Here is a 16,952-nt window from a genome sequence, read left to right on the forward strand (position 1 = left end):
ACCGGTCGAAGTCAGATGTCATCACCACTTCGCTGATCGCAGCAGTTGGGCGCGAGACACCTTATATCGAAGGGCTGGCACCGAGTAAACACACATTTTCCCATGAGGGAACGGTGCAACGGCCTTTCCTCTTGGCTGAGCGGTGTGTCGTGAGCCCCCAGCGCCAGTGGGACGGGCAAGGAAGTGTCGATGAGCGCCATGTCGGGCAGCCAAACCAGCGCGCCCACCGCAGTCAGTGAGCTGTCGGGCAAGCAGCGCATCGGCGGCATCGACGCCGATATGGCGGCTAAGACGCACGAAAAGATCCGCGAGACGGCGGGCGAGCTCTTGAAGGCAAGGCCACGGAAGCGTGCGAGAAGCTCCAAGAGCTGGGCTGTAACCTGGTTAGGGCTCGTAGTGAGGGCAATCGCCGACGGCCCGCCGCTTGCATTGTAGCCCGAGTCCGGCGTCCGCAACCGCGTGAGGCGACCCGAGCAGCGACTACGTCGTGACGTGGCCAGAAGGCGGTGCCAGAGTTGCCGCCTCGGCGGTCGGCAGCGAGGCGATTTTGGTTGTTGTTGGCTATGAAGGGCCGAGCATCGTGACACCGACTGCAGACGCTGACCCGGTTACGCACGCGCGTAGCGACTTCCGTCTGGGACATTGGGTTATCCCAGATGAGAGGGCGGATGTGTACATGTACCGAGCTGCATGGGTTCCCGATGGGGAAGGCCGTGATTGGGAAGAGGCTGCTGACATAGCCGTCGACTGGGTGCTCAGCGAAGCTCATGGCCGAGGCGCTCCGCCGTTGGTCATTGCGAACGGCAAGAACTCCGTGACAGACGTCGGCCGCCTTGGCCAACTGGGGAGGCAGTACGGTGTCGCAACCCCGCGGTCGCGTGACCTGACCCGTGGCCGGGGTGCGGTTCTCGCCTACGTGCCGACCCTGGAAGCGCTGGAGATGGCCGTCCGAGTAGCCCGCGGTTCGTCGCTGTGCGTTGTTGAAGGATTCGCACAACCGATGGCTGGCTGGGCAGTTGCGGTGGGTGCCGAGGATCTGACGTTGCCTGCCGTCGGAACTGCCGCGCCGCTCAACAGTGTCCTCGTGGAGGCGCTGGAGAGGCTCGTGTCCTACGGCAACAACGGCTGGGGCGACCAGTTCGGCAAGCAGCAGGCTCAGCGCGTCCTCGCGGACCTCTCAAGAGAGTGGCGCAATCCAGAGTTCATTGCTGGATACGTGATCGGGAAAGGCCGATCGGCTCGCGGCGCGAAGAACTTGCAGGCCATCATCAGGAAGCTGAGCTAGCGCGAGACTGGGTGGAGACCATCTACTTCGCACTCGATCGGGCCAAGCACTGCGCCCGCCGCCTTCAAGGTCGGCCGCGCTGAAGGTGGAATGGGCGTTTCTCGTCTTTGACGAGGGTGTGGGAAAGCACTGAATCGTATGCGTGATCCGGACTCCGCCCGCTTCGCTTCGCACGCACCTCTGGACGAGATGAGCGAGGCTCTCGAATGGGTGGCGAGTGAACCTTGGTGGAGCGAGCGAGATCTCGTGGACGCCGTCGTGGCCAGCGAGGAATTTGCCGGGTGGCTGGCCGATCGCCGTCTTACGACACGTGATACTACAAGGATCCCTGGACGGAAGCGATCACGGAGGAGACCGCTGGGCCCCATGCGAGACAGTCGGAGGCGTGATCAGTCCAGCCCGACACGCGACGTTGGTGTCCGCCAAACCGGAGCGCACAGGTTTTGAGCGTTGGATTGAGCTGCATCTTTGCCCATGCTGCCGTCGGCGCCGCGCAAGGATCAGGGGAGGCTCCGCACGACCTGCCCGTCGGGTGGATTTGGGTCATCCGGATGGGGTGCTTAGCGCTCCACTGATATACGACCGAGATCACGATCCCGTTGCGTAGAATGACATTCCAGTCCGTCAACGGTAGCGTTCCAGCGTGGGCAACTTGGACATTTCTGCATGCAAGGAACGGTTCAGTCTCGCTTATGTGGAAGCTCTGGCATATGCTGCGGGGTACGCTGTGACCATTGTCCATGTAGACCATTTCGGGGTCGATCTCGAGCTTCGTGATCGGGCCCTGCGGGTGGATGTGCAGATGAAGTGCACGAATGAGTCTGAGGCGAAATCGGATCATATCGCCTACCCGCTCGATACGCGGACTTATAATCTGCTGAGCGATCCTGGAAGAAATGTCCCGGCCTACCTGTTCGTCGTGGAAGTGCCATCACTTAAGACGGATTGGGTGAGTTGCAGCACCGATGGGTTGCACCTGCGGCGCTGCGGCTACTACGCCAGCATGTCGGCGCTCCCACCTACCAGCAACAAGGCGACCAGGTCTGTCAAGGTGGCGAGGGCGAATCGGTTGACGGTCGCGTCACTTGACCAGCTCATGCGCCAGGCAAGGGGCGGGTTATGATCAACATCGATGCGCTCGCTTCCGAAGTGACTCCTGCAGGCTTGCGAGCCTATCTCAGGGCGAACTCGTGGCATTGCCAAGGTAAAGCGCTGCCACGTATGGAGTTATGGACCAGAGACGCTTGGGAAGTCTTGATTCCCCTGAATCGCCAGGCTACGGATTATCCGCGGAGAATCTGGAATTTTATCGAGGACATCGCGGGCGAGCGAGGTTCCAGGACTGAGGAAATCGCGACCGAACTCCGCTACATCGAAGATGATGTCATAGATCTGGAGTTCGATGACGATCGCTCCCGCATCCCGCTTTCCGAGGTGGCGAAGCTCATGGAAGGCGCGCGGGCCTTCGCCGTTGCCAACGCCTGTTCGGCCATCCAGCGCCGCTCCTATCACGGGCGGTCGCAACCACGGCGCGCCCGCGAATACGCCGACTTCGTAGGCATGGGACACACCAGGGAAGGCAGCTTCGTCATCCCCATCGTCAGTCCGATCGGCGTCATGAAGCCCGTAATCATTGAGGGTGACCAGGAACCGCTGATCGATGCTCAGTCCGAACTCAACTACTTCCCGCGCCGAGTCACCGGCATCATGGCCGACGTTCTTCGTGAGATCTATGAGTTGGCCATCGTCAGGGAGCGGATACCGCCGAAGGAAGACTTGAACCGCGCGGTCGTCGCCGGGCTGTCAGCCGACGCGTGCGCCGCCCTGGCCACGATGGTGTCCGCCCCCAACGGCAGCAACTTGGACATCACCTTCCAATGGGCGCTGACGGCTGCTCCGCCCCGGGCCGGTGGTGACACGGTCGAGTTCCCGGCAGTAGCCGCAGGGGCCATTCGAGAGATCGGTCACCTCCTAAGGGACCACGTCAGGGTCGAGGACACCGTCATCTACGGGTTCGTCAGCTCCCTCGACCGAGATCCGGACGACGAAGAGGGTGTCGTCAAAGTCAAGGCGCTCGTGGGTAGCCGGGTTCGCCCGGTCAAGATAGTTCTGCGGGGAGACGCCTATCACACCGCGGTGGAAGCCCATGATCTCAAACTCCGGGTCATCGTCACCGGGCACATGATGAAGAGCGGCGCCGGGACGCTGTCGATGCCCCGGGTGCATCTCTTCCGCGTTGACGATTACCTTCCCCTGGAGATGAGCAGTGACAGCCGATCGGCTTAGTGGATCACCCTGCCGTCCATAATCGCACGAAGGGATGACCGCATGACCGAGAGATCCTCGCGCGGGTCCGCGTCTTAGACCACGGCGTCGGCAGGAGCGCCCTCCTCAAGCATTCGAGACCGAACCATTCACGTACGCGCCATAAGGCCGCCGCCAGGACCTGTGCTGGACTCATGCCCGCATGGGGTGCCGAATCGGAGAGTTCGGCGTACGGCCCGCCATCGGTGCTGGCATGTGCCCTCGCATTGCATCTCGTCGTTGACGGCATACTGCTGTCACGGGTCGGCTGCTTGGTGGCGGTGCTGCCGGCACTCGGTTTCACCGACATGCTCGGCACCGGGCAGAGTGAGCTCTTCACCACGGCACCGCTGCTGGTTTTGTTCGCGAGAGTTGACCGCGGCGAGCTAGAGCGGGAGGTCGGCCCTGGGTGCGGTGCTGGCCACCGAGGTCGCCGCTACTCGCATATCCCGCATCACCGTCCGTGACGCCCTCGCTCGCCTGTAGGACGCGCCGAGATTCGCCCTCCGGCGCGTCGCCCGCCTGGGGATGCTCTATTGGGGTGCGATCAAGCCGGCTATTTCGGCCCTATCTCCTCGATGCGGTGCGCCCACTCTTCTACGAGATTCTTGATCAGGAGGGCGAGTCCGAGCGCGACTCCGGCCACGATCGCCGTGATGATGACCCATTCGACGGCGGATGCCCCGCGGCTCGGGGATGTGCGAGCCCGTTGGAGGCGGGTGTGAAGCTGTGCCTGCACAGAGATGAGCCAAGGATGATTCATCGACGACCTTTCGGCTTGTCAGGGTTGATGCGATATGCCCCGAATCTCCTTGCGGAGAAGTCAGTGGCGACGGGACCTGTTGCTTCTATTAGCTTGACGTGTTCGATCAGCTACTTAAAGTTATCATCCTGGCTTCGCATAGAGACGGAGATCGAATGGCGCGATGGGGTAGCAGATCACTCGCAGCACTGGCCGCCGGTCTGGTGCTCACGACGGCCCTCCCGGCGGCGGCACGGGCCAACAACTTCTACGACAGCCACTCCGACGGCTACGCCCAGGTAGCGGCTGACCGATCGTGGGTCAAGGTGTGCGACGGCCGAGACGACAACCTCGTCTACAAGATCCACTGGATGAACGACAACTTCGCGGATCCCAGGTACTGGGAGGTCAGGGCGCCTCAGGGTGGCTGCAGGACCGACAGCTCAGCGCTGGGGGACGTCAAGATGTTCAGGCTCTACTGGGGCCACCTGGAGCCTGACCGCCGAGTCGTCTGGGATGGGCGCAACCCCGCGAAGTACCCCGCCGGCAGGTGAATCGAAGTACCCGGTCACCCACGAAGGCGGCCGGGTACGACCGCACGCTTACGCCGATGAGTCTCCTCCGCTGCCATTTACACCTGGAAAGGTCATGTGGTGGCGCGCCCTTGACCTCATCACCGAGTTGCGTAGCCTAGTGGCCATCAATCCCCTGATCATGCCGGGTGCCATGAGAGCGATCAGCACCGCCGATGCCCACGGCAACTCACCGCCTTGACCTGCCCACTGCACGGGGTGGGCCGCGACCCGGTGTCCGAACCGTTGAAGCAGGTGCAGCAGTTCGACGTCGAAGGCCCAGGATCGCCAGGAGGCGCGGGCGAGGAGCAGATCCGCTGCTCGGCGGTTCATGACCTTGAGCGGGGTCTGCGTGTCGCGGACCGGCAGCCGGGGGAACAGCACACGGGTCAGGGCGATGAATCCGTTCGTCTTGAGCTTCCTGGTACGACTCCAGCCCTGCTGCGCGCGTTCGGCGACGAGGCAGTCGGCTTCTCCGGCGATGATGCGCCTGGTCATGGCGCGGAGATCGTCAGGCGAGGCTTCCCAACCATGATCGGCGTCGAGGTAGGCGAGGACCTTGCCGGTGGCCTGGGCCAAGCCGTGTCGTACGGCCGTGGCCTTGTCGCAGGGAAGGTCGAGCAGCCTCACCCGTGAATCGACCGCCAGGGCGTACCTGCGGACGTCGGCGGCGGTCGGACCGCGAACGACGGTGTCGGTCACGACGAGGATCTCGATGTCGGGCCAAGCTGCCCGGACGAGGTCGAGCGTGGCGTTCATGCCCAAGTGGTGGCCGCGCGCGGGGATGACGACGGACAGTTCAGGCACGTAGACGGGTGACGGCATCGACGTGGGTCTCCTTGTAGTTGGCCCAAGGCAGGAGCCGGACGACAGGGGCTGCGTGGCCGGTCGTTTCGAGCGAGGAACGGACGAGTTCGAGGTTCGTCACGGCATCGCGCCAGGTGCCTGGATCCAGAGCGGTGTTGGCCTGGAGCTGCTGCGGATCCGGCAGTTGCGGCAGCTCGACGGAGGCGTGCGCGTGAGCCCACATGGGGACCCCGTGGCTCAGTAGACCGCAATGCCGGGGGCCGGGGCGGAACAGATAGGAGTGTGTCCTGCCGCCGCCGACCACCAAGGTCGGTCGGCCGGTGAGAGTTTGGGCGCCGCGGCCGGATCGGAGGCGTCCCGGCTGATGTTCGTACCAGCCGTGTGCGTTGTGGCGGATGAGACGCGGTTCGGCGAGGCGGGCCGGCCGGTGCCGAGTGAGCACGTCCAAAATGATTTCGGCCGCGAGATGGCGGGTGGCGGAGCTGTAGAGCGTGGCGGTGGCCGCCATAAGGAGGAACGCCTGCGACAGGGCGTGGCTCAGAGGCAGGCCGAAGAGATGATGCTCGCCGATGAGGCGCGGTTCGACCAGGCCGAGTGCGAGGCAGTGTTCGGCGATAAGGCCGAACAACTGGTCGTAGGCCCAGGCCCGAATGGCTGGGGCACCGGTGTGGACCACGAGCACCAGCTCCCCGGGGATGAGGTCGGTGTGCGCGCCGGGCAGGGGCTCGGCGGTGTAGAGGGCGATGAAGTGACCGGCGACGGACCCGGCGTGTTCGGCGAGGGTTTGCCGCTTGGTGGCGTCGAACATCGCCGGGTCGCCGATGAGATGGCCTGGTTGTTCGGCGCCTGGGCCCGGAGCGTAGCGGGTGGGAGAGGGAAGGGCGTTCAAGCCCGAAGTCAGGATGGCTTCCATGTCGACCGGCGGTGGCTTGCGAGAGCGCGAAGTGACGGCGACGGCTGAGATCAGGTCGGCGAACGCTCGGCGTGCTTGTGCGCGGGTCCATCGTGCGGGGTCGATGCCTGTGGCGATCACGGCGAAGCCGCAGGCGATGTCGGTGACTGCCGTGGGGTAGACCATGGGGTCGTCTCCGGAGACGGTGAGAACGACTCCGGAGGGGATGCCGAGTGTCTTGGGCGCCACGTCGGCGAAGACCTCGACCGATTCGACCGTCGGCAGCGCCGAGACCCTGTCGATGACGGGGCGCAGCGGCGAGGCTTGGAAGCGCTGGGTGAGGCAGGCGTTCATGTGAACGCGTACCGGTGCGTTCATGGGAGCTCCAAAGGAAGGACGGTGCGGTGACCGTCTGGGGCGCCGGCCCAGAGCTGTCCGTGCGTCTCGGCATCGTCGATCAGCCAGCGAAGGCGAGCACCGCAGGGTAGTTCGACCGAAGGTTCCTGTACATCGGTTCCTTCGGGAAACAGCAGTCCTGCCACGTCCGGCGGTCGATCGACGAAGGCTGCGGTTTCGTGGTCGACCGCGAGGACGACCGGCCCTTGTCTGGGTCCGGCGACCACTCGCAGGCCAAGGGGAAGAGGCTGAGGCTCGGAGGCACGGAGGGGCACATCGTTCAGGCGCACGACCCCGCGGTCGCCGTCGACGGTGATGCGCTCTCCGTCCCTGATGATGTCTGGGGCGGCCAGGACGCCCGTGACGCAGGGCTTGCCGAGTTCGCGAGCCACGATGGCGGTGTGACACAGGACGCCCGCGTCAGTGGACACGATGCCGGCGGCCTCGACGAGGGCGGGCACGAGTTCCGGGCGGGCGGAACCGCACACCAGCACACCGTTGTCCGGCATCCGTGGCGAGTCGGAGGCCGGAGTGATGACAGCCGCCGGGCCGGTGGCCAAGCCGCTCGAAGCAGCTTCGCCGACGAGTTCGTCGCCGCTCTTATCGGCGCCCTTTCGCCTGTTGAATCCGGTGGAGGTGGCGGGACGCGCCTGCACCAGCCACAGAACGCCGTCGGTGTCCTGGACCCACTCGATGTCGAGAGCATCGCTGCCCATCACGGCCTGCGCCCACCAGCCAAGGCTGCGTACGCCGTGCACCGCGGCGTGGTCGAGGGCCGGCCGCCGGCCGAGCTCGGTGGACGGCCGGACGTACGCCAGGTTTCCGTCACTGAAGACCAGCTTGGAGCGTGCGTTGTGCGGCCATTCGAGCCATTCGCCAGGCGGCAGATCGCGCTCGTGCCGTCTGGTAGGGATCACGGCCACATGCTTGACGCTGGGCTGGTCGTTACGCCGGCCGTCGGCTTCCCCGTAGACATCCGGTGCTACTTCACCGCCCAGCAGCAAGGCCGCCAGCCCAAGCGTCGCCTCGATCCGCCATCCCGTTCCCCACTTGGTGAACAGCACTCCTGAGGCGGCCGCGCGGAGGGCAGGCTGGATCAGCACCGCCGTCCCGTCCGGAGCGGGAACATCGCGTGCTCGTGCATACGCGGTCACGAGATCACTGAAGACGGAGCCGTGCACGTCGGCCACCGCACGAGTGATGTCGTCCGGTGTGGCGGAGACGAAGCACGAGGTGAACAGCCCTGCAAAACTCGCCTCCGCACCGTCCTCCCCAGGTGTGGACGAACGAACGACGAGCCCGCTCCGACCCTGAGACGCCGCCCACAACGCGATCTGATCAGCGAGGCCGTGATCCTCGCCTCGGGCCAGCCGAGCGACGCGTTGCGCCGGAACCACGATCCCGTCCGGAACGGGCACGCCGGCACTCATGAGCCTGGCCAGATTCACGGCCTTGCCGCCGTGCTGGGCGGGATCCGCGGCCTGTGCCAGAGGGATCATGCGGGCATCTCCTGAGCGAGTTCGAGGAAGTCGGCGAGGGTCAGTTCGTAGGGGTCCCGGCCGTGCTGCTCGGCGAGCTTGCGCAGAGTACGCAGGGTCTGCTGCTGGGCGACCTTGCGGAACTCCTCCTCGTCAGCCGCGAGGCGGCAGATCACCGCCAGAGCCTGGGTCCGCTGGTAGGCGGCGCCGTCCGAGCTGCTGGCCAGCAGAGCTGCCGCGTAGAAGTCGGATCGCCGCTGGCTGGCGCGTTCGTGCAGGTGGCGCAGCTTCGTCAGCGCCTGTTGGGTTTCAGCATTGGAGAACTGCTCGATCGTGCGGGCGACGACAGCGGGATCTTCCCAAGGCGACGCGGTCAGCCCTTGAGCTTGGAGGAACCCCTTCTGATCGGCGAAGGCAGATGTGTCACCGGTGCTCGCGGTTCGCAGGAGCCAGGCGTACACGTCGACCACGTGAGCGGGTTCTGATGGCACCATGAGAGCCAGAAGGCAGGTACGAGCAGCATGTTCATCAGCGAAGACCTGAGTCAGATGCGCCTCGGCCGCTTCGCGTGGCAGTAGCCAGTTCAGCGTGTGCAGCGCCATCAGGTCGTCGAGCGCTACAGTCAGCATCGCCAGCTGTGCCGCCGCTCCTCTACGGTTCAGGCGAGACTCCAGCTTCGAGATCCGGCTCCAGAATTTCGATCTCGCCGTCTCGAATGCGCTTCTGACGGCCAGAGCGCCAGGAAGGTCCAGCAGCCGGTGCTGTACCGCGGCGCAGAACGCGTCATATTCGGTGGCGGGGACGTCGACGATACCTGGCCGACGGATGCGGCCCAGAGGCGCGGGATCGTCCAGCAGCACGCGCGGTGCGATATGCAGTCCTCGCCCATACAGGTCGTATTCGACCACCGCGCCGCGGCCTGACACGCCATCGGCGAGGGCGACCTCGTAGTCGCAGATGACCAGGTCACGCCAGCGGATTTCCATTGGTTTCCTCCCATCCGGTACCGGAGGTGGCCGGGTGAGGGCGGCCACCTCCGGGAAGCGGGTCAGCCGGCCGAGGCGGCGATGGTCGTCGGCTGGGGCGCGGTGGCCGGGATGGTCGGCGTGCTGTCGGGCCGGGTCTTGGTCTGGCCCGCCAGCTTGGCGACGAGCTGGGCGAGCTTGGAATCGGCGAGTGTCTCTTCCGACATGTGATCTCCTTTCGGGAGGTCACCAGTTGAGCTCGGTGACCTCCACGGATGCCTCGTTGACGTCCTTGACGGTGTCCACGCCCCGCCAATAGGCGTCGATCTTGTAAGCGGCGAGCTTCTTGTCCACAGCCAGCTGCGGGAACGTGGTGTCCTCGTGATCACCCTTGACCGGCAGCAGCGGTATCACTTCGGGCTGGAGGACGTAGATACCGCCGTTGATCCAGTACGGGAGCCGCGGCGACTGCACGAACCCGACGATCCTGTCGGAGTCGTCGAGTGTCGCGATGCCCCAGGATGTGCGGTACTGGGCAAGGGCGATCGTGGCCATGGCCTCGGCGGTGACGTGCCGATCCAGCATCTGCCGGAGGGGAAACCTGGTCAGGACGTCACCGTTGAGCGCCAGCCACGGCTCATCGGGATGGGGCAGGCGGTCCGCGGCAAAACGGAGCGCCCCGCCGCGGCCGAGCGGTTCGGACTCGACCGCCACCTCGATTCTCAGGGGGTAGGTGTGGCCGGCGAGATGGGCGTCCAGAACGTCGGCCCGGTAGCCGCACGAGACGACCACGTTCTCGGCGCCCTGATCGGCCAGCCATTCCAGTTGCCAGTTCAGGATCGGCTTGCCCGCCACCGGCACCATGGCCTTGGGCCGATCGTCCGTGTACGGCCTCAACCTCGTGGCCTGCCCGCCCGCCAGGATGACGGCCTGCCGTACCTGGGTGTTTCCGCTGGTGATTGCCATGGACGGACCATAGCTGCCGGTCTTGGAGCGCGTTGGCCGCTCTCACCGGCCACACCTGTCGTTCAGCGGGAGGCCGAACCAGGTCGCTTTACCCCAAAGGTCTGGCGCAGTGACGAATGGGGCTGCGTGCCAGCCATACCTACCCTGGCTCAGGGCCTTCACGATGTTCAGCCCGCGACCGTGCTCGACCAGCGCGGTTTCCCTCTGTGGTGACGGAGTGTCCGGGCTGACATCCAGCACCTGGCAGATGACCTGGTCGCCTTCCACACTTACCGCCAGTTCGAGTGGCGGTTCGCCGTAGCGCACGGCATTGGTCACCAGTTCGCTCACCATCAGCATCGCGTCCTCGACCAGCTCGGACGGGAGCCTGAGTGTGCGCAGCTTCTCGCGGAGGAACTTCCGCGCCTGTTTGGGCGCCTGATCATCCGTCCTCAGCCGCCAGGCGTCCGGCATGGCGTCTTGCGACGGCGGGTGATCGACTCCCCGCCCGGTGAGCAGAGCGATCATCGCGCCTCGCTTCCTCCGGTGTGAACTGGCATGACCTCACGATCGCTGCAATCGGTCACGCGCTGTAGCGAGAGCCGGTCGCGCTCTGGTGCGGCGAATCCGCACGACGGGTGCGGCAGACTCACACCGCCGTCTGAACCCCTCGGGCGTGTTGACTCCGTACGGTCGAGCCATGGCGAGACATGACGCCACCTGCGCCCGCGAGCTTCACCGAAGACGACGGCACCTGCCTGCGCAGACGGTCGCCGAGGAGATCACCCGTTGCTGTGGCCACAACCGGCTGAAGGCGCACCGACTGGCTCGGGGCTGGACCGTCGAGAGCGCGGTCGAGGCGTTCCACCAGATGTGCGTGAAGGACGAGTTGCCCGCACGGGGACTTACCGTCCGGTCCTGGTTGGAATGGGAGGCAGACCATCCACCGAGCCCTGCCTACCAGGATCTGCTCTGCCGGTTGTTCCTGACCGGGCCCGTGCAACTCGGCTTCGCCGTCTCCTACGAGGCACCCGCGTCGCCGCCGCGTCCAGGGCACGTCGACGACGTGGTGGCAGAGGCCGCCAGGTCGTCCTTCGCGCACGCTGCCGCCGCGCAGCTCAGCGACGTGACACCGATGACGGTCGATCACATCGACGCGCAGATACGGCGGCTGGCGGTCGAGTACGTCTACGAGGAGCCTCTTCCCCTCTTCCGCCGTATGGTGACGCTTCGGGATCAGGTTCACGACGCGCTCGCCGGTCGCCACCATCCTGAGCAGGCGACCGCGCTGCTCCTGTCTCTCGGGCAGTTGTGCGGGTTGCTGTCCAACGCGAGTCTCGACCTGGGCAACCCGCCCGCCGCTGTGACTCAGGCCAGATCCGCGTGGACGTACGCGTCGATCATCGACCATCATGGCCTTCGGGCGTGGGTACGGGGACTGCAGGCGATGATCGCCTACTGGGCCGGTGCACATGAGGTGGCTGCTGATCTGGCTCGGGACGGACAGCGGTACGCGCCGGGACCGACAGCCTTGTCCCGGCTGGCCAGTATCGAAGCGCTCACCCGAGCTGTGCTCGATGACCCGCGAGGAACCGGTCTCGCGATCCAGCGGGCCAGGGACGCCCTGGCCGCGGGCACCCCGCAGGATGAGATGCACGACGACATCGGCGGCGAGTTCGGCTTCCCCGCGGCCAAGTTCTCCTACCTGGCCGCCGCCACTTATGTCCATCTGGGTGACCACGCCCGCGCCATCGAACAGGCGCGGCTCGCCATCGACCTGTATAAGTCGGGCTCGGCGACCTCACGGGCCTATGGCAACGAGGCGCTGGCACACGTCAACCTCGCGACGGGCTATCTCATGGCCGGAGAGATCGACGACGCGGCCACCGCGATCAGCGGTGTGCTGACGATGTCGACGAACCGCCGGATCGACGGGCTCACCCGCCGCCTCTCCCAGATTCGCCTCCAGTTGCTGGCCCAACCCCGGTTCAAGGGGTCACGGCGGGCTGGAGAACTCGCCGAACGGATCGAAGACTTCCGCTCCTCTCTTCCGGTGCTGGAGCCGTAAGTGGGAATAGCGATAGCAGTGGACCTGCATCGAGCGGTGGACGAGCTGTGCCATGAGGCGGGAGTCGACGGACGCGACGCGCGGCTCTTGCGCCAGTGCGCCAACGCGGTCTTCCTGCTCCCACGCGAAGCCGCCGTGGTGCGACTCGCGCCGGTCTCTCAAGCGCTCCTCGACAGGGCGCAGACCACCGTGCGCATGGCACGATGGCTGGAGAACATCGGCTTTCCCGCCGTCCGGCTCCTAGCAGGAGTGGAACGACCCGTCGTGGCAGGCGGATGTCTGGCTACGTTCTGGCAGTTCATTCCCCAGCCGGACCGGCAGCCCGAGCCTACGCTTCTCGTACCCCTGCTGGCCGAGCTGCACGAGCTGATCCCGCCGTTCTCCGTGCCCCGATGGAGCCCGGTGGCTGACGCACGGCGCCGGCTGAGTAACTCCGCCGATCTGGCCAGTGCTCAGTTCCTCTCCCAGTGGTGCGACCGGCTGGACGGTCAGCTCTCCCAGGTGCGATACGAGCTGCCTGCATCGCTGATTCATGGCGATGCCTGGGTGGGCAACCTGCTGTGGTCCGATCGGGGTGTCGTCCTGAGCGATCTCGATCAGGTGTGTTTCGGCCCGCGAGAGTGGGACCTCGTCCCGACGGTCGTCAACGCGATGCGATTCGGCGAACCGTCCTACGAGTCCTTTCTCAGAGCGTACGGTCACGATGTCACCGCATGGCCTGGCTTCCCCGTACTTCGGGAGGCTCGAGAGCTGACGATGCTGACAGGCGTGCTTCCGGCTCTGGCTTCGAGTCCGTCCATATCGGCGGAGTTTGAGCGGAGGATGGCCGATCTCCGAGAAGAGGCGAGCGGACTGTGGGCACCTTACAAGTGATGGGGGGTGCCATTCGCATCCGGAACCGGTTTACTGGGAACGCGGTGTGACGAGCCGCACACGCATGCGGACGGCGGGAGCCGTACATGAGCCGACACGAGGTCCGGCGGAAGGCCGCCATTCACGACGCGATGTGCGCGGAGCGAATCCGGCTGCGGCGCCTCGTCCAGGTCAGCGAGTCGTCCGCGGCGGTTCTGCACGCGATAGCGGCGGACATCCGGACTTGCTGCGGGCATCATCCACTCAAATGCCACCGCCTCGCGTATGGCTGGAGCAGCGCGGAGAAGGCCGTCCGCGCGATGCACGACATGTGCCGGGACAAGGAACTGGGGGCTCACCAAGCGCTCCTGGCTTGATTGGGAGAGCGGCCGCCGGCCCGGAGCTGACTACCTGGACCTGCTCTGCCGCCTGTTCGAAACCGGACCGGTGGAGCTCGGCTTCGGCACTGACTACACGCCTGTCGATGTCACCGTCCTGTCTCATAGCGTGGAACCCGAAGGGACCATCACGCGGGAGTGGGAACTGATCATGAGCGCCGCGAACGAGTCCAGCGACCACGCCGCGCGAGCCGAAGCCGCGAGCGTCGGGCCGTACGCCATGGAACAGATCGCCGAGGACATCGTGCGGCTGGCACGGTCATACGTGCATGCGCCGCCGCTGCCGCTGTTCGACGAGCTGACCCGAGTACGTGACAGGGCCTACTGGATGCTCGACCAGACCAGTCGCCCTGACCAGCGACGCGATCTCTATCTCCTCGCAGGACAGGCCTGCGGACTGCTGGCCAGCGCCAGTTTCGACCTCGGATATCCCGCCGCCGCCTCCGAGCAAGCACGAGCGGCGCGCGCCTACGGCGATGTGACCGGGCACGCCGAACTGCGAGCCTGGGCCGACGGGATGCTCGCCTGCATCGAGTTCTGGGCCGGCCACCCCAGCCGGGCGCTCTCGCTCGTGGAACGAGGCCTGGACGACGCACCCACCGGCACCCCGAGGATTCGACTACTTTCCATCGGTGCTCGGGCGGCGGCCTTGCAAGGTGACGCAGCGTATGTGAACAAGGCCCTCCAGACTGCGCGCCAGGTCGATGGTGGAGCTCATGAGATGCATGACGAGATCGGCGGCGAGTTCGGGTTCGACGAGGCACGGCACGCGTTCTGCAGCGGCAGTGCGTACGTGACGCTGGGCAGGTCATCCGAGGCCATCGATGAATGCAGGCGTGCGCTTGAGCTGTACCGGTCTGTTCCAGTGCAGCAGCGGTGGTATGCGGCGGAAGCGAGCGCGTCAGTCGATCTTTCCATCGCTTATCTGCTCGCCGGGGATACTTCCGGGGCGGCCGAAGCGTTGTCTCCTGTCTTCGGCCTCCCCATGGAGAAGCGGGTCGAGGGGCTCGTTAAGAGGATCACTCAGGTCCGTGCGGTGCTGGCGACGGTCGGCGGTCATGAAGCCAGTGAGCTGGCTGAGCGGATCGAGCACTTTTCGGCCGATTCCATCACTCGGATTCTGCCTGCGGACTCTTAATCAGCGGGTCCGGGGTTCGAGTCCCTGGCGGCGCACCACGCGAAAACCCCAGCTCGGGGCCCTGAGCTGGGGTTTCTCGGTTTTCGAGGGGCTCCGGCGGGGTTGAGTCGCTCCTGTGGTTGCTCGGTCAGATCCATAAGACGATCAAGAGAACGCCAAATCGGAAGGTGCAGCGGGCATTCCGGGCCGGGGTGCGCTTTCCCACTGGCCGAGAGTTGATCAAGCTGTCTGCGGCGGAACCTGCGGGACGCCTGTGGACTCATAAATAGGATGCAGTGTCTGGCCTTCTCGGGTGGTGTCAACTCGCCACCTGATTCGCTGGCGATCCTGTTTCGGCTTGCGCTGAGGCCAGTTGGTCGATGCCGCGGTGAGGCAGTGCGCGTTCGTCTTCGGGGCCTGCGGTGGAGTCGTGATGACCCGCAGGTAGGCGTCGGTGAAGACTGCGTCGAAAGCATCGGTGAGCTGGCCGCCACGATCGCGGACCAGGAACTTCGACTTGGCATGTTGGTGGCGGTGTCGATGAGGAGGTTGCGGGCGGCCTGCGCGACCTGGGCGGTCCAGGGGCCTGTGGGGTTGGCAGTGATGCCGGGTAGGTGGGCGAGGCGGCTACCGTGTTCGAGCATGATCAGGGCGTACAAGCGTGTGAGGTGATGGTGTCCACATGGAGATAGTCGACGGCGACGATGTGCTCGGCCTGGGAGGTCAGGAACCGCTTTCATGTGGGCCCGCTGCGGCGCCGGGCCGGGTCGATCCCGGCCTGGTTGAGGATTCCGCCTAAGAGGTCCAAGAGTGCAGCAGGTGTCGGGGCGTATCGCATGTCGAAGAGCACGTCCCGAGCAGTAGCCATGGCACTGGGCGGTGTGCCGATGCCGGTTGCGAACTCTTGACCGTTCGATGCCTGCGGCGTGTGCGGCTTTGTCGACACTCTGATGTCGGTCGGCCGACGACATTGCAAGGTGCTGAGAAGGGTTTCAGGCCGAGTGCGCTATTGGCGAGCTTAGGCCATGGGCATCCTTTACTTAATGGGCTGCTGGGCGGCTGTCCCTGAAGCCACAATGAGTCGGGCATATCGAGGCTTCCAAGCACAAGGGCAACGACGCTTCTTGGATGGATGAAACATGCGGAGGGGCTGGTGGAGGACCACAGTTCGCGAAGCCCTGGACGCTTCCACCTCCGGAACATTCGAGCCGGTTTCGCAGGCCGTGGCGAACGAATACGCGCAGCGTCTACAGAGCCGAAAAGTTGAGGTTCCTAGGCGTGGTTGCCTGTCTTCGTGCTGATCTGTGACTATCCCGGGGGGATGCGGTACCCGGGTGGTGGTGGCCTGAGCCTGGCCGCTAGCTGTACTCGGTCATGAGATTGGTGACACTCGGCTGATCGGCGAGAGACCGGCCAAGTACAGCTAGCGCCAAGCGCGAGCAGGTGCGCATGCAGGCCGGGGAGCTTATTCGTTGCCGCGTGACGCCCTCGCTAGTTGCCGAGCAGTTGACGGTGTCGAAGAAGTCCTCTCATGCCTGGCATCGAGCCTGGCGGGCCGGCGCGCTGGCGCTGTGGGCCAAGGGGCCGAGCGCGTCGTCATGTCGGCTGACGGAGCAGCAGATGGCGCTCCTGGAGTACGGGCTGGACGCCGACCCGGCGGCCGCCCATGGCTGGGCCGAGGACCAGCGGTGGATGCTGGCACGGTAACGTCGCTGATGGAGCAGTTGTTCCGGTGTCCTACACCCTGCGCGGCACCTCCTACCTGCTGCACTGGCTGGGCTGGAGTCCGCAGGTGCCGCAGCGGCGCACTGGGGAGCGGGACGAGGAGGCCACCGCCACGTGGGGGAAGAGACCTGGCCGAGCGCGGTAAGAATACCCGGGACCAGGACGCGTGGATCTGCTTCGAGGACGAGGCAGGCCAGTTGCTGAAACCGCCTAAGGCCCGAACCTGGTCCCGCCGGGGCTGCATCCCGGTCGTCACCGTCACCGGCAAACGTTCCGGTCGCGTCTCGCTGGCCGGGCTGATCTGCCTCAAGCCCGGGCAGCGGACCGGCTGATTTGCCGGATGCGGCTGTATCGCGGCCGCCGCGGGGAGCCCCTCTCGCTAGCGGAGAGGCGCCGGTAGGTGTCC

General features: G+C 65.4%; 18 protein-coding genes. 11 read left to right on the top strand and 7 right to left on the bottom strand.

Going from position 1 to position 16,952, the window contains the following annotated elements:
- Nucleotides 1-189: 189 nt before the first annotated feature.
- The 5 genes from HII36_RS09660 (at nt 190) to HII36_RS09680 (ending at nt 4,885) form a co-directional block, all read left to right on the top strand.
- Nucleotides 190-435 (top strand): hypothetical protein, encoded by a 246-nt coding sequence (locus HII36_RS09660; RefSeq protein WP_173522753.1) that lies wholly within the window; start codon nt 190-192, stop codon nt 433-435.
- Between the two features lie 52 nt (nt 436-487).
- Nucleotides 488-1,285, top strand: coding sequence for a hypothetical protein (locus HII36_RS09665; protein WP_173522754.1), 798 nt, complete (start codon nt 488-490; stop codon nt 1,283-1,285).
- Between the two features lie 643 nt (nt 1,286-1,928).
- On the top strand, nt 1,929-2,408 hold the full coding sequence (locus HII36_RS09670; protein WP_173522755.1) for a DUF4365 domain-containing protein: 480 nt from the start codon (nt 1,929-1,931) through the stop codon (nt 2,406-2,408).
- Nucleotides 2,405-3,571, top strand: coding sequence for a hypothetical protein (locus HII36_RS09675; protein ID WP_173522756.1), 1,167 nt, complete (start codon nt 2,405-2,407; stop codon nt 3,569-3,571). Before HII36_RS09670 ends, HII36_RS09675 begins: the two co-directional genes overlap by 4 nt.
- 936 nt (nt 3,572-4,507) lie before the next feature.
- The gene (locus tag HII36_RS09680) at nt 4,508-4,885 is read left to right on the top strand and encodes a hypothetical protein (protein ID WP_173522757.1); all 378 of its coding nucleotides are present in this window, start codon (nt 4,508-4,510) and stop codon (nt 4,883-4,885) included.
- A 48-nt stretch (nt 4,886-4,933) separates the two neighbouring features.
- Here HII36_RS09680 and HII36_RS09685 read toward each other — a convergent pair whose 3' ends face one another.
- From HII36_RS09685 to HII36_RS09715, 7 genes are all read right to left on the bottom strand, one after another.
- On the bottom strand, nt 4,934-5,728 hold the full coding sequence (locus HII36_RS09685) for a glycosyltransferase (RefSeq protein ID WP_173522758.1): 795 nt from the start codon (nt 5,726-5,728) through the stop codon (nt 4,934-4,936).
- Nucleotides 5,703-6,980: an RtcB family protein gene (locus HII36_RS09690; protein ID WP_173522759.1), complete on the bottom strand. Its 1,278-nt coding sequence runs from the start codon at nt 6,978-6,980 to the stop codon at nt 5,703-5,705. Before HII36_RS09690 ends, HII36_RS09685 begins: the two co-directional genes overlap by 26 nt.
- Complete coding sequence (locus tag HII36_RS09695; protein WP_173522760.1) at nt 6,977-8,497, bottom strand: PEP/pyruvate-binding domain-containing protein; 1,521 nt, start codon at nt 8,495-8,497, stop codon at nt 6,977-6,979. The genes HII36_RS09690 and HII36_RS09695 overlap by 4 nt, the downstream gene beginning before the upstream one ends.
- Nucleotides 8,494-9,462: a hypothetical protein gene (locus HII36_RS09700; RefSeq protein ID WP_173522761.1), complete on the bottom strand. Its 969-nt coding sequence runs from the start codon at nt 9,460-9,462 to the stop codon at nt 8,494-8,496. Before HII36_RS09700 ends, HII36_RS09695 begins: the two co-directional genes overlap by 4 nt.
- Before the next feature lie 62 nt (nt 9,463-9,524).
- A complete protein-coding gene (locus HII36_RS09705; protein WP_173522762.1) occupies nt 9,525-9,668 on the bottom strand; it encodes a hypothetical protein in 144 nt (47 codons plus the stop codon).
- A 19-nt stretch (nt 9,669-9,687) separates the two neighbouring features.
- Nucleotides 9,688-10,407, bottom strand: a complete 720-nt coding sequence (locus HII36_RS09710) for a nucleotidyltransferase family protein (protein ID WP_173522763.1) — start codon at nt 10,405-10,407, stop codon at nt 9,688-9,690.
- 42 nt (nt 10,408-10,449) lie between these two features.
- Nucleotides 10,450-10,914, bottom strand: coding sequence for an ATP-binding protein (locus HII36_RS09715; protein WP_173522764.1), 465 nt, complete (start codon nt 10,912-10,914; stop codon nt 10,450-10,452).
- Nucleotides 10,915-11,062: 148 nt separating this feature from the next.
- Here HII36_RS09715 and HII36_RS09720 point away from each other — a divergent pair, with 148 nt between their 5' ends.
- The 6 genes from HII36_RS09720 (at nt 11,063) to HII36_RS55570 (ending at nt 16,691) form a co-directional block, all read left to right on the top strand.
- The gene (locus tag HII36_RS09720; protein WP_173522765.1) at nt 11,063-12,454 is read left to right on the top strand and encodes a hypothetical protein; all 1,392 of its coding nucleotides are present in this window, start codon (nt 11,063-11,065) and stop codon (nt 12,452-12,454) included.
- A 36-nt stretch (nt 12,455-12,490) separates the two neighbouring features.
- Nucleotides 12,491-13,327: a phosphotransferase gene (locus HII36_RS09725; RefSeq protein WP_217369335.1), complete on the top strand. Its 837-nt coding sequence runs from the start codon at nt 12,491-12,493 to the stop codon at nt 13,325-13,327.
- Between the two features lie 86 nt (nt 13,328-13,413).
- Nucleotides 13,414-13,683, top strand: coding sequence for a hypothetical protein (locus HII36_RS09730; protein ID WP_173522766.1), 270 nt, complete (start codon nt 13,414-13,416; stop codon nt 13,681-13,683).
- Between the two features lie 70 nt (nt 13,684-13,753).
- Complete coding sequence (locus HII36_RS09735; protein ID WP_173522767.1) at nt 13,754-14,842, top strand: XRE family transcriptional regulator; 1,089 nt, start codon at nt 13,754-13,756, stop codon at nt 14,840-14,842.
- Nucleotides 14,843-16,333: 1,491 nt separating this feature from the next.
- A complete protein-coding gene (locus HII36_RS55565) occupies nt 16,334-16,528 on the top strand; it encodes a hypothetical protein (RefSeq protein WP_217369336.1) in 195 nt (64 codons plus the stop codon).
- A 25-nt stretch (nt 16,529-16,553) separates the two neighbouring features.
- Nucleotides 16,554-16,691, top strand: coding sequence for a winged helix-turn-helix domain-containing protein (locus tag HII36_RS55570; RefSeq protein WP_217369337.1), 138 nt, complete (start codon nt 16,554-16,556; stop codon nt 16,689-16,691).
- The last annotated feature ends 261 nt before the right edge of the window (nt 16,692-16,952 follow it).

Origin of the sequence: Nonomuraea antri, from assembly GCF_013283785.1 — a bacterium.
Lineage (GTDB): Bacteria > Actinomycetota > Actinomycetes > Streptosporangiales > Streptosporangiaceae > Nonomuraea > Nonomuraea antri.